Origin of the sequence: Pseudoruegeria sp. SHC-113, from assembly GCF_025376885.1 — a bacterium.
Taxonomy (GTDB): domain Bacteria; phylum Pseudomonadota; class Alphaproteobacteria; order Rhodobacterales; family Rhodobacteraceae; genus Pseudoruegeria.
Map to the genome: position 1 here is coordinate 882,556 of NZ_JAHUBR010000001.1, position 12,281 is coordinate 894,836.

Below are 12,281 nucleotides of genomic sequence, written 5' to 3' on the forward strand. Positions count from 1 at the left end.
CTGGCCCCCGCTTGAAACGGCGTGCGGGGGCTGGCCCCCGCTTGAACCTGCGTGCGGGGGCTGGCCCCCGCTTGAAACAGCGTACGGGGCAAAGCCTCGCGAAAGACTTTAGAAGTCCAGGCCGAGATCGAGGGTCTTCACCGAATGGGTGAGGGCGCCGGAGGAGATGTAGTCCACGCCCGTTGCCGAGACTTCGGCGATCCGGGGCAGGGTCATGTTGCCGGAGGCTTCGGTTTTCAGGCGGCCAGCCACGGCAATGACGGCCTGCGTGAGGGTTGCGGTGTCCATGTTGTCCAGCAGCACGACGTCGGCCCCGCCCTCGGCGAGCACTTCATAGAGCTGTTCGAGCGTGTCGACCTCGATTTCCACGCGGATCATATGGGAGGCCTGCGCCTTGGCAGCGCGCAAGACTGGGGCGATGCCACCGGCGGCGGCGATGTGGTTGTCCTTGATCAGGATTGCATCCGAGAGGCCAAAACGGTGGTTGAAGCCGCCGCCATGCAGCACGGCCTGTTTCTCGAAGAGGCGCAGGCCGGGGGTGGTTTTGCGTGTGCAGGTGATGCGCGTCTGCGTGCCGTGCGTCTCAGCAACGAAAGCGGCGGTGAGCGTTGCGATCCCGGCCATGCGGCCGGCGAAATTTAGGGCCACGCGTTCGGCCGAGAGGATCGAGGCGGCGCTGCCCTCGATGGTCATCAGCGTGTCGCCGGGCGCGCAGGGGCTGCCGTCGGCTTTCACGATGGCCACTTGCAGCATGGGGTCAAAGAGGCGGAAGGCCAGCGCCGCCACCTGCATGCCCGAAACAACCCCAACCTCGCGGCTGTTGAGTCTGGCGGTGTAGCGCAGGCCTTCGGGGATCACGGTGCGCGTGGTGATGTCGCCGTTGTGGCCCAGATCCTCTGCCAGCGCGGCGCGGATCATGGGCTCGAGGATCAGGTCGGGCAGGGGGCCGGTTTTCTGAAGGGTCATCGGGACAGGGCCTCGGCTTGGAGGGTTATGGCATCTGCAAGCGTCAGGCGGCTGCGCTGTGCCTGGGCCGGGTCGGCCTCGGGGAAATCGGCGCGGAAGTGCCCGCCCCGGCTTTCGCGGCGCTGCCAGGCGGCGGCCGTGATCAGCGTGGCGGTGGCCAGCATGTTCTTCAGGCTCTCATCCTGCGCGGTGCTTTGCAGCTCGGCGAGGGTGGCGAGCGCCTTGCGCAGCCCGTCTGCCGTGCGGACTACGCCGACATGGACCGTCAGGGAGGTACGCAGGGTGGTAATGGCGGCCTCTGTTTCAGGCGCAGAGGCCGGGGGCAGGGCAAGCGCCACGGGGGCTGCTGTCTGAGGGCCATCGGGCAGCGCCTCTGCGATGGAGAGCGCACAGGCGCGGGCGAAGACGAGAGCTTCGAGCAACCCGTTGGAGGCCAGCCGATTGGCGCCGTGCAGCCCTGTGGAGGCCGCCTCGCCGCAGGCCCAGAGGCCGGGCAGGGAGCTTTTGCCGGAGAGATCGGTGTCGATCCCGCCCATGTGGTAGTGCGCGGCGGCGGCGACGGGGATCGGTGTGGTGAGCGGATCCAGCCCGGCGCGCGCGCAGGCCTCGGCCACGGCGGGGAAGCGGGCGAGGCCCTCCTTGGCGAAGACCTCCCGGCAGTCGAGCATCGGGCGTTTGCCGACTTGCGTTTGCGCGAAGATGGCGCGGGCGACGATGTCGCGCGGGGCCAGTTCGGCCTTGGGGTGCTCGGCCAGCATGAAGCGCTCGCCGGCGGCGTTCACCAGCGTGGCCCCTTCGCCGCGCAGGGCTTCGGTGGCGAGCGGGGCCGGGTCTTCGCCTATGTCGATGGCGGTCGGGTGGAATTGCACGAATTCCGCATCCGAGATCACCGCGCCCGCTCGCGCGGCCATGCCGATCACCTGCCCGCGGATGCGCGGCGGGTTGGTGGTGAGCGCGTAGAGCCCGGCGGAGCCGCCGCCGGCGAGCAGGATCGCTGGGGCCGTGAGTAGAGCAGAGGCCGTGGGCGTCGCCGGATCGGCGCTTTGCAGCCAGACACCGGTGGCGCGGCCCACTTCGGTTTCTATGCCGGTGGCCAGAACGCCTTCAAGCACCTGCACCGAGGGCGTTTCCCGCGTGACAGCGATCAGCGCTTCCATGATCTCGCGGCCCGCCTGATCGCCCTTTACCCGTACCACGCGTGCGTAGCTGTGGGCGGCTTCCAGCGAGAGCACATATTGGCCGTTTTCGTCGCGGTCAAAGGGCGTGCCCAGCGTGGTGAGATCGAGGATGTGGTCGCGCGCGGCATGCGTGACGAAGCGGGCGACCTCCGGGTCCACCGTGCCCGCGCCGGCGCCCAGCGTATCGGTGGCGTGGCTTTCGGCGCTGTCGGCTGCCGCCATGGCCGCCGCCACACCGCCCTGCGCCCAGGCCGAGCTTGCGCCCTGGCCCAGCGGATCGGGCGAGATGACGAGAACCGGGCGCGGTGCCAGTTTGAGCGCCGCGTAAAGCGCGCCGATCCCGGCGCCGACGATCACGATGCGATCGGTGTGCGTGGCCATTCCCCCGATGTCTCCCGCTGAGGCCCTAGAGGCCCAGTTCGCGGCTGAGATCGATCATCCGCTCGACCGACAGGCGGGCCTTCTCGGCCACCTCGGCGTCCACTTCCACGGCACCTTCCATCGTGTGCAGCGCGTGGAGCACCTTTTCCAGCGTGATCTTCTTCATGTAGGGGCACATGTTGCAGGGTTTGGCGAAATTCACGTCCGGCAGCTCATCGGCGATGTTGGAGGCCATGGAGCACTCGGTAACGAGCATCACCTCTTGGGGGCGGTTGTCCTCGACCCATTTGATGATGCCGGAGGTGGAGCCGGTGAAATCGGCCTCGGCCACCACGGCGGGCGTGCATTCCGGGTGCGCGATGATCTTCACCTCGGGCTGCAACTCGCGGTAGGCGCGCAGATCTTCCGGGGTGTAGAGCTCGTGCACGATGCAGGAGCCCGGCCAATAGACGACCTTTTTCTTCGACAGGTTCGCCACGTTCTGCGCGAGATACTGATCGGGCGTCATGATGACGGTGTCAGACTCCATCGCATCCACGATCTGCACGGCATTGGCGGAGGTGCAGCAGATGTCGGAGGCGGCTTTCACCTCGGCGGTGGTGTTGACGTAGCTTACCACGGGCGCGCCGGGGTATTTCGCGCGCATCTCTTCCACGCCTGCCGCCGTGATGCTTTCGGCCAGCGAGCAGCCAGCCGCCATGTCGGGCATCAGCACCGTTTTGGCCGGGTTCAGGATCTTGGAAGTCTCGGCCATGAAATGCACGCCGCATTGCACGATCACCTCTTCCTCGACCTCGGTGGCCTTGATGGCGAGCTGCAGCGAGTCCCCCACGAAATCGGCGATGCCGTGGTAGATCTCGGGCGTCATGTAGTTATGGGCGAGGATCACCGCGTTGCGCTCTTTCTTGAGGCGGTTGATCTCGATCACATAGGGCGCGTAGATCGCCCAATCGGCGGGCGAAACGACGCGATCCATCTTCTCGTAAATCGCCTGCGTTGCCTCCGCCTTCTCGATGGACGGGGCAAGATCGTAATGCTTGGCCAGTTCGGCACCGGCTTGGCTCAGGTCCAGCACGTGCGGCCCTCCTCTGCGCGTTCGGGGCTTTCGCTTATCCGCTTCCGGGGCGAGTGGCTACATCAAACTGTCACAGGAGCGCGTTTCGCCGCGTTTTCGGCCTGTTTTCCTTGGATTTCTGACCGTCTGGTTAGCTTTCAGCGTTCCTCGCTCTGCCAATTCGCCTTCGGGTGCATCTGCTTTTGCTCATCGCGGAAGGCATCGGGCAGCACGCGGCTCATCAGGCTGACGAGGAAGGCGGTGGAGACGCCGAAGGTCAGAAGCCCGGTGACGGAGGCGAAGGCGCCGAAGATGCGGTGGCCCGGTTCCAGCACGATGTCGCCGTAGCCGAGCGTCGTGTAGGTGACGAGAGAGAAGTAAACGGCATCCGACGTGGTGCCTAGCGCGCCCATTTTCATCAGCGCAAAGGCCCAGAGCCAGACCTGTACCGTATGGGCCAGCACGAGGAAGAGGAAGGCTCCGCCCACGATCAGCGAGATGCGTACCATTGGGCGCATCCGGGCCACGCGGCGGGCGATGTCGATCGTCACCGGCACGGCCCCGGCGATGAACATCACGTGGATCACCGCGCAGGCCGACAGGATCACCGATCCCCAGAACAGTTGATTCAGCATGGTTTCGGGCGGCCTCCCTTTTGGTTCGGGCCAGCCTATGCGCATGGGGAGGGAGGCTCAAGACGGGAGACCCCAGAGCAGGCCGCAGGGCGTGAAACGGCTAGTGACGCTGAAAATGAAATCGATTACATTGATGCGGACAATCAAAGAGGGGAGGCGGCAATGGCGCGCAAGGCATTGATCACATGGGGCGGCTGGGAGGGCCATGAGCCGGAGCAGGTCGCCCGGTTGTTTCGCGGTATGCTGGAGGCCGAGGGCTTCGAGATCGCGCTGCATGACACGCTCGACTGCCTCGCCGATGGCACGGCGCTGCAGGAACTGGATCTGATCGTGCCTGTCTGGACGATGAGCGAGATCGCCAAGGAGTCCGTGCAGAACGTCTCGGAGGCCGTGGCGCGGGGCACCGGGCTTGCGGGCGTGCACGGCGGCATGTGCGATGCCTTCCGCAACAATACGCTCTGGCAGTTCATGACGGGCGGCAACTGGGTGGCGCATCCGGGCGGCGATGGTGTGCGCTACCGGGTGACGATGGCCAACAGTTCCTCGCCGCTGGTGGCCGGGATTGGCGATTTCGACGTGGAGAGCGAGCAGTATTACCTGCATGTGGACCCGGCCAACGAAGTGCTGGCCACCACGCGTTTCCCGGCCGTGACCTGGTATCACAGCCCCAACGGCCCGGTGGAGATGCCCGTGGCCTGGACAAAGCGCTGGGGGCTGGGGCGCGTCTACTACAATGCGCTCGGCCACAAGGCCAATGTGATCGATCACGGCCCCGCACAGGAGATGATCCGCCGCGGGCTGCTCTGGGCCGCCGAGGGCAAAGCCGAAGCTGCCGGGGGCGATGTGGCGCAGTTTGCTTCGCCGGGGAACCACCTTTAGGCGCAGGCCGCCTGTCTGCCAGCAAAAAGCCGCCACTTGTGGCGCGCGGCGCGCAGTGGGCGGCGAAACCCGCGCCGCCCGCTTGACCTTTTCGCCCCCATTTGCGCAGGGTGCCGCCACAGCGCGCCTTGGCGCGAAAGCCGCTTCAGGAGCACAGGTTTGGCCGCCACACCGCCCCCTTTCGCCCGTTTCGAATGGATGATCGCCTGGCGCTACCTGCGTGCCAAGCGCGCCGAAGGGGGCGTCAGCGTCATGACGTGGATCTCGCTCGTTGGCATCACGCTCGCGGTCTTCGCCCTGATCGCCACGCTCGCCGTGCGCTCGGGCTTCCGCACCGAATTCGTCGATACGATCCTCGGTGCCAATGCCCACGTCACCGTCTACAACGCGCTTGAAATCTCCGACACCGGCGTGACGAGCCGCGCCATGGCCGATTACGCCGAGAAGGCCGAGGACGTGCGCGGCGTTGCGGGCGTCACGCGCGTTGCGCCGCTGGTAAAAGGGCAGGTCATGGCCAATGCCCGCAACAGCAACACCGGCGTGATTGTCTTCGGCATCTCGGAGGAGGATCTGCTTGGCATCCCCCGCGTGGCGGACCCGGAGACGGGCGAGGGCGATATCACCCGGTTCAACGAGGGCGTGGCCATCGGCTCCGGCGTCGCGCGCGAGTTGGGGCTCATGCTGGGCGACAACATCACCTTGATCTCCCCCAATGGCGTGCGCACCGCCTTCGGCACCAGCCCGCGCGTGAATGTCTACGAGGTCGTCTACGTCTTCACCGCAGGCCGCTATGACATTGATTCCACACGCGTTTACATGCCGTTTGCCGAGGCTCAGAGCTACTTCAACCGCGAAGGCGTGGCCGATGAGCTTGAGGTGATGGTGCAGAGCCCGGAAACCATTGAAAAGCTGCTGCCCGCCATCGTGGAGGCCGCCGGGGATCGCGCCCTTGTCTGGACGTGGAAGGATTCCTCCGGCTCCTTCCTGCGCGCGCTCGACGTGGAGGACAACGTGATGTTCATCATCCTGTCGATCCTCGTGCTGATCGCCTCGATGAACATCATCTCCGGCCTGATCATGCTGGTGAAGAACAAGGGCCGCGACATCGGCATCCTGCGTACCATGGGGCTCACCGAGGGCTCGGTGATGCGGGTGTTCTTCATCTGCGGGGCCTCAACCGGGCTGATCGGCACGCTGGCCGGGGTGATCCTCGGCTGCCTCTTCGCGATCTACATCGATCCGATCTTCTCGGCGGTGAACTACCTGTCGGGCGGCGGTGTCTGGGATCCCTCGATCCGCGGCATCTACTACCTGCCCGCCGAGTTGCGCCTGAGCGATGTGCTCTCGGCCATCAGCCTGTCGCTGTTCCTATCCTTCTTCGTGACCCTCTTTCCCGCCCGCCGCGCGGCGCGGATGAACCCGGTGGAGGCCCTGCGCTATGAGTGAGCCGCTACTGGAATTGTCAGGCGTCACAAAGGTTTACAAGCGCGGTGAGGCCGGTGAGGTGCAGGTGCTGCGCGGGGCTGATCTGGTGCTGAACCCCGGCGAGGTGGTGGCGCTTGTGGCCCCCTCCGGGGCCGGGAAATCCACGCTGCTGCACATCGCCGGGCTTTTGGACACGCCAGACGCGGGCGAGGTGCGCATCGCGGGGCAGGCCATGCAGGGCCAGAGCGATCGCCGCCGCACCGCCGTGCGCCGCGCCGATCTGGGCTTTGTCTACCAGTTCCACCACCTGCTGCCGGAGTTCACGGCCGCCGAGAACATCATCCTGCCGCAGCTTGCCAACGGCGTGAGCCAGCGCGCCGCCGCGGCGCGGGCGGCGGATCTTCTGGGTCGCGTCGGGCTGTCAGAGCGCATGGAGCACCGCCCGGCCGCGCTTTCAGGCGGCGAGCAGCAGCGGGTGGCCTTCTGCCGCGCGCTGGCCAACAGCCCCCGCGTTCTGCTGGCCGATGAGCCCACCGGCAACCTTGATCCGGGCACGTCGGATCAGGTGTTTGCAGCGCTGATGGAACTGGCCGCCGGCACCGGGCTCGGCGCACTGATCGCCACGCACAACCTCGATCTCGCCGCGCGCATGGACCGCGTGGTGCGGCTAGAAGCGGGCGAACTCGTTTCCGCGTAAGCCTTTCTTAAAGCGGGTATCGGAGACTGGGCGGCGAATCCTGTCTGGAGGCCCTGTTCGTGCCCTTTGCCATTTCGCGTTGCCGTTTTTCCGTTCACCGATGGCTGATCGCCGTCGGCCTCGTGATGCTTTTGGGGGGCGGCGGGGCCTCTGCCCAGCCGCTGGAGCCGCAGGAACGGTTCTGGATCCTCTGGGAACATATCGAGCACAGTGGGCAGAATTGCCCCGATGGGGCCAGCTGCGAAACCCGGCGCAGCTACACCAGCCGCCTGTTTGAGCCGCTGGACAAGCGCGGCGTCTACCGGCTGTTCGGCCTGCTCGATCTGCATGCCGCCAGAAGGGGGCAATCCGCCGAACACCCGGAAGCGCCCCGCATTTGCCAGCACACTGACTCCGAGGTGCTGCTGGGGTTTGACCCTGAACGGCTGCGCCTGTCCGAAAAGATCGACGCCCTAGCGGGTTTGCCCGGTGTTCATGTCAACCTGCGCGGCCTCAAAGCGCCGGAAGGGTTTGAGGGGGATTTCGGCGGCGGTCTGCAAGCGGCTTTTGAAAGCCGGTTCAAGGCTGCGGGCATCAGGCTTCTCACGGAAGAAGAGATGGAGCAGACTCCCGGCCAGCCGAAGCTCAATGTCTATTTCAGCCGCACCAACCCCGACACCGGCTGCTGGTACTCTGTCTTTGCCAGCCTGAGCCAGACGGTGCTGCTGACGCGGGACATTCGTATCAAGCTCGTTGCCGGCACTTGGGCCATGTCGGCAGGCTACTCCGCCGATACCCCTGACGCGACGGAATATGGCTCCATCCTGCGCGTGGCGGATGCCTTTGTTCGGGATTACCTCAAGGCCAATGCCAGCGGTGGGTAAGCCATGCGTTGCCACTGGCCATTTGCCTCGCTAGGCTGATGAAATCACGAGGTTTCATTGGTGGGAGGGTTCCATGCGCGTGAAAACAGGGATCGTGGCCGGGTTGGCACTGGCTGTTCTGGCGGGGTGTAACGTGGCCGTGGGCACCAGCGGCAGCAACGGCACTGGCGTGGCCGTTAGCACCAACGTCGGGGCGCGTGGCGGCACCTACGTAACGCGCAACGGCTTCACGGCGATCCCCGACCCGCAGGTGCCCGGCCAGTTTGAGATCCTGCCCTCTGGCCGCTCCGGTGCCTCCGACTATTGGTGCGCAGCGGGCGATTACGTGGCCATGGGCCTCGGGCGCGGCGGCAACACGCGCATTTACGTCGCCAAGCCGGAAGGCGGGAGCCGCTTTGTATCCGGGCGCAAGGCGACGACTTTCACCTTTGCTCCAAGTGCCGAGTTGCAAGCCGCAGGAGAGGCCTTGCCAGACAGCTACAATTTCTCGGTCAAACGCGTCGGTGAAAACCGCCACGCCGCCGCCGCTCAGACAGTCTGCCGCCCGATCAACCCCTTCTTCTTCGACTGACGCCCGTCAACTCGTTGGAGAGGGCCCGCTGCAAGACGGCCGGGGCGCGCGCCCATCTGGGCTTGCTGGACTGAAGGCAATGCAGCGGATCACGGCGCGCGCTTCCGTGTCGGGCGCTGCGTGGCCGGCCCAATCGGCGATGCTGGGATCGGCCGCCCAAATATTGGCGAAGAGCCGTCCCGGCACCTCGGGCAGCGCGTGTCCGTCGCGGGCGTTGATCCGCAGAACCTCCCGTCCGTTGACCTGCCAGGCGATGAAACCCGGATGCCAGTCGAACGCATAGTGGTTGAACCCTTCGGAGGCATCAAAGCCAAGCGGGATGCGACGGCTCTGCAATTTGCCATCAACAAACCAGGCCGCATGGAGGTGGTCGGGCGATTTTCCCAGAATTTCGATGTCTATCTCATCATGGCGGCTGCCGTAGGCCGGCCCCGTATAGGTGAAAAATCCTGTCACCAACCCAGCGCCACGGGCCGTCCGCATCACCACCTCGTAGCGCCCGTAGCCCGTTGGCGCATGGCGGCGCAGCGATGCCCCCGAGAAACGGTTCGCGCCGCCTGAGTGCGGACGCAGGGAGAGGGAAAGCCCCGTGGCTGCCGCGCGCAAATTGCCACGACGCCAATCCGTGTCGAAGGCGGGGTGGCTGAAATCGTAATGCGCCACGCTCCAAGCCGTACTGTCGAGCGCCGGAAAGCGATCCATAAACCCGGCGCCGGGCGCGGAGGCTGAGGGCAGCGGCGACGCAGGCATCGGCGCGAGTGATCCTGCCAGGGCCAGCGCAGCCAGCCCGGTATGAAGGCGGTTCATGAGGCCTCCGTGTCAGATTAACGATTTGTTAACCATTAACCTAAAGGCGTCTCGTTGGGGGCGAAACAGGATCGTTAATTCTTGGTTAACGCGCGCGCACGGGCCCGGTGTAAAATGTGTGATCCGTGCCCCGCTGGCTCCGCGTCCAATTGCCTGTTTCATTCACAGGGTTTTGCCCGCTTTGGCGTGGACGCACTTGCTCCGGCGCTTTAGGGTTGCCGGTGATTGCATTGCCTCCCAAAGGAGATTTCACATGAAAGCGCTTGCCGCTTCCGCCCTTGTTGCATTGACCGCATTGGCTGCCTGCAATACCAGCAGCGGCCCGCCGGCCTTCATCGCTCAGAATTCGCTGCAGGTGATCGCGAACCCGTCACGCCCCGTTGATTTCGAAGTGCTGCAGCAATCGCCCAATGGCCCGTCGGATTACTGGTGCGCCGCAGGCGATTACGCCATGCGCAAGCTGGGTGTGCCCAGCACGGCCCGCATCTACCTGCGCAAACCGATCGGCCCGGCCGAATTCCGCTCTGGCCGCAACGCCATCGGCTATACCGTCGATCCCAGCCCGGAGCTGAGCCAGCGCGCCAGCGTGCTGCCGTCGCGGCTGACGATGTCCATCAACCGCGTGGGCGAGAACTGGGGTGCCGAACACGCGCGCTTCACCTGCCAGACGCGCGCGGCCATGCTGCGGGACTGATGGGGTGACCCAGACAAACTTCGAGCTCCGGACCAATGGCCCGGGGCTCTATGAAGTCACGCGCGAGGTGCGGGGCTTTCTAAGCTCGGGGCCATCCACAGGGCTGCTCACGCTCTTCGTGCGCCACACTTCCTGTTCGCTCCTGATCCAGGAAAACGCCGATCCCGAGGTGCAGGGCGATCTGCAGGCCTTTTTTCACCGGCTGGTGCCCCCGACGAGCGATCCTTCCATGGCCTACCTGCGCCACACCTATGAGGGCCCGGACGACATGCCCGCGCATATCAAGGCGGCGATGATGCCGGTGAGCCTCTCGATCCCGATTTCGGGCGGCCAAATGGTGCTTGGCACATGGCAGGGGATCTACCTGTTCGAGCACCGCACCGCCCAGCACACCCGCCAGATCTTTGGCCATATCTCCCCTTAAGCGCCCCTCATCTGGGGGTGGCAAATGCCCCCTACCCAAACTGTTGGGGAGCGCCTATAGTGCCTGTGGATAACTCTAAAAGCACTTCAAGGGAGAGGCCATGCGCTGCCCGTTTTGCGGTAATATCGATACTCAGGTGAAAGATTCCCGCCCGGCAGAGGATCATGTTGCGATCCGGCGGCGGCGGTTTTGCCCGGCCTGTGGCGGGCGGTTCACAACCTATGAACGGGTGCAGCTGCGCGATCTGGTGGTGATCAAATCCAATGGCCGCCGCGAGGATTTCGACCGCGACAAGCTGGAGCGTTCGATCCGTATCGCGCTGCAGAAACGCCCGGTTGAGCCGGAGCGGATGGATCAGATGATCTCCGGCATCGTACGGCGGCTCGAAAGCATGGGCGATACCGACATTTCCTCCAAGACGATCGGCGAGATCGTGATGGAATCCCTCGCCCGGATCGACACCGTCGCCTATGTGCGCTTTGCCAGCGTTTACAAGAACTTCCAGGCTGCGGATGATTTCGAGGATTTCGTGCACGAGCTGCGTCCGCCTTCACAGCCGGAAGAATAGCCTGATGGACATCCGGTACATGCGGCTCGCGCTCACCTTGGCGGCGCGGGGGCTGGGGCGCTGTTGGCCGAACCCGGCTGTGGGCTGCGTGCTGGTGCGCGACGGGCGCATCGTCGGGCGCGGGTTCACCCAGCCGGGCGGCCGGCCCCATGCCGAGCGAGTGGCGCTGGCACAGGCGGGCGATCTGGCCCGCGGCGCGACCGCTTACGTTACGCTTGAGCCCTGTTCCCATCACGGCAAGACGCCACCCTGCGCTGAGGGGCTGATCGAGGCGGGGGTGGCCCGTGTGATTAGTGCGCTGGAAGACAGTGACCCCCGCGTCGCGGGCCGGGGCCATGCCATGCTGCGTGCGGCCGGGATCGAGGTTGTCACCGGCGTGTTGGCGGAAGAGGCCCGCGCGGCGAACCTCGGGTTCCTTCTGCGGGTGGAGCAGAACCGGCCCCTCGTCACGCTCAAGCTTGCCAGCTCTTTCGATGGCCGTATCGCCACGGCAACGGGCGAAAGCCAGTGGATCACCGGGCCCGAGGCGCGCCGCTTGGTACATGCCGAGCGTGCCATCCATGACGCGGTTCTTGTGGGCGGCGGCACGGCGCGGGCGGATGATCCCGGGCTCACGGTGCGCGGGCTGGGCGTGGCGCATCAGCCGGTGCGCATCGTGGCCTCGCGCAGGCTCGATCTGCCGCAGGACGGGCAACTCGCGCGGACCGCGCGGGAGGTGCCGGTGTGGCTCTTGCACGGGCGCGATGCGGCAGTGGCGGATGTGCAGGCGTGGCAGTCGCTGGGCGCGGAAACGATTGAGGTCGAGGTTGCGCCCAACCGCGAGCTTTCGGTTCCGGCGCTTCTGCAGGCGTTGGCCGAGCGTGGGCTGACGCGGGTGTTCTGTGAGGGCGGCGGGGCCTTTGCGGCCTCGCTGCTGAACGCGGGTCTGGTGGATAGGCTGGTGGGCTTCACAGCGGGCGTTGCGCTGGGTGCGGAGGGGCGGCCCTCGCTGGGGGCCATGGGCGTGGAGCGCCTGGCCGAAGCGCCGCGTTTTGCCTTGCAGGAAAGCCGTGCTGTGGGGGGCGATGTGATGCATGTCTGGCATCGGGTCGACAAAGCCGACTGACTCTGCCCGGTGGCGTGCCGGGCAGCCCGCGACC

14 protein-coding genes are annotated in these 12,281 nt (G+C 65.7%); 9 read left to right on the forward strand and 5 right to left on the reverse strand.

The annotated features are described in order from the left end of the window. Positions 1 to 108 precede the first annotated feature (108 nt). The 4 genes from nadC to KVX96_RS04405 all read right to left on the reverse strand — a co-directional run bounded on the left by nadC (position 109) and on the right by KVX96_RS04405 (position 4,214). Positions 109 to 966, reverse strand: coding sequence for a carboxylating nicotinate-nucleotide diphosphorylase (nadC, locus tag KVX96_RS04390; protein ID WP_261193057.1), 858 nt, complete (start codon positions 964 to 966; stop codon positions 109 to 111). Beyond that, positions 963 to 2,525, reverse strand: a complete 1,563-nt coding sequence (locus KVX96_RS04395; protein WP_261193058.1) for an L-aspartate oxidase — start codon at positions 2,523 to 2,525, stop codon at positions 963 to 965. Before KVX96_RS04395 ends, nadC begins: the two co-directional genes overlap by 4 nt. A 25-nt stretch (positions 2,526 to 2,550) precedes the next feature. Then, a complete protein-coding gene (nadA, locus tag KVX96_RS04400) occupies positions 2,551 to 3,600 on the reverse strand; it encodes a quinolinate synthase NadA (RefSeq protein WP_261193059.1) in 1,050 nt (349 codons plus the stop codon). 137 nt (positions 3,601 to 3,737) lie between these two features. Continuing rightward, positions 3,738 to 4,214 carry a potassium channel family protein gene (locus KVX96_RS04405; RefSeq protein ID WP_261193060.1) on the reverse strand — a complete coding sequence of 159 codons (477 nt, stop codon included), beginning with the start codon at positions 4,212 to 4,214 and terminating at the stop codon, positions 3,738 to 3,740. Positions 4,215 to 4,376: 162 nt separating this feature from the next. On the opposite strand from KVX96_RS04405, the gene KVX96_RS04410 reads away from it, so the two are divergent. From KVX96_RS04410 to KVX96_RS04430, 5 genes are all read left to right on the forward strand, one after another. Next, positions 4,377 to 5,093, forward strand: coding sequence for a ThuA domain-containing protein (locus tag KVX96_RS04410; protein ID WP_261193061.1), 717 nt, complete (start codon positions 4,377 to 4,379; stop codon positions 5,091 to 5,093). Positions 5,094 to 5,252: 159 nt separating this feature from the next. Next, positions 5,253 to 6,539 (forward strand): lipoprotein-releasing ABC transporter permease subunit, encoded by a 1,287-nt coding sequence (locus KVX96_RS04415; protein ID WP_261193062.1) that lies wholly within the window; start codon positions 5,253 to 5,255, stop codon positions 6,537 to 6,539. After that, positions 6,532 to 7,215 carry an ABC transporter ATP-binding protein gene (locus KVX96_RS04420; protein WP_261193063.1) on the forward strand — a complete coding sequence of 228 codons (684 nt, stop codon included), beginning with the start codon at positions 6,532 to 6,534 and terminating at the stop codon, positions 7,213 to 7,215. The genes KVX96_RS04415 and KVX96_RS04420 overlap by 8 nt, the downstream gene beginning before the upstream one ends. A gap of 59 nt (positions 7,216 to 7,274) precedes the next feature. After that, a complete protein-coding gene (locus tag KVX96_RS04425; protein WP_261193065.1) occupies positions 7,275 to 8,078 on the forward strand; it encodes a hypothetical protein in 804 nt (267 codons plus the stop codon). Between the two features lie 73 nt (positions 8,079 to 8,151). Further along, positions 8,152 to 8,649: a hypothetical protein gene (locus tag KVX96_RS04430; RefSeq protein WP_261193066.1), complete on the forward strand. Its 498-nt coding sequence runs from the start codon at positions 8,152 to 8,154 to the stop codon at positions 8,647 to 8,649. Positions 8,650 to 8,655: 6 nt separating this feature from the next. Here KVX96_RS04430 and KVX96_RS04435 read toward each other — a convergent pair whose 3' ends face one another. Then, positions 8,656 to 9,456 (reverse strand): family 16 glycosylhydrolase, encoded by an 801-nt coding sequence (locus tag KVX96_RS04435; RefSeq protein WP_261193067.1) that lies wholly within the window; start codon positions 9,454 to 9,456, stop codon positions 8,656 to 8,658. A gap of 253 nt (positions 9,457 to 9,709) precedes the next feature. Here KVX96_RS04435 and KVX96_RS04440 point away from each other — a divergent pair, with 253 nt between their 5' ends. From KVX96_RS04440 to ribD, 4 genes are all read left to right on the forward strand, one after another. Further along, on the forward strand, positions 9,710 to 10,150 hold the full coding sequence (locus tag KVX96_RS04440; protein ID WP_261193068.1) for a hypothetical protein: 441 nt from the start codon (positions 9,710 to 9,712) through the stop codon (positions 10,148 to 10,150). A gap of 4 nt (positions 10,151 to 10,154) precedes the next feature. Continuing rightward, positions 10,155 to 10,574, forward strand: coding sequence for a secondary thiamine-phosphate synthase enzyme YjbQ (locus tag KVX96_RS04445; RefSeq protein ID WP_261193069.1), 420 nt, complete (start codon positions 10,155 to 10,157; stop codon positions 10,572 to 10,574). A 100-nt stretch (positions 10,575 to 10,674) separates the two neighbouring features. Further along, the gene (nrdR, locus tag KVX96_RS04450) at positions 10,675 to 11,142 is read left to right on the forward strand and encodes a transcriptional regulator NrdR (protein WP_261193070.1); all 468 of its coding nucleotides are present in this window, start codon (positions 10,675 to 10,677) and stop codon (positions 11,140 to 11,142) included. Positions 11,143 to 11,146: 4 nt separating this feature from the next. Then, a complete protein-coding gene (gene ribD, locus KVX96_RS04455; protein WP_261193071.1) occupies positions 11,147 to 12,247 on the forward strand; it encodes a bifunctional diaminohydroxyphosphoribosylaminopyrimidine deaminase/5-amino-6-(5-phosphoribosylamino)uracil reductase RibD in 1,101 nt (366 codons plus the stop codon). Positions 12,248 to 12,281 lie beyond the last annotated feature (34 nt).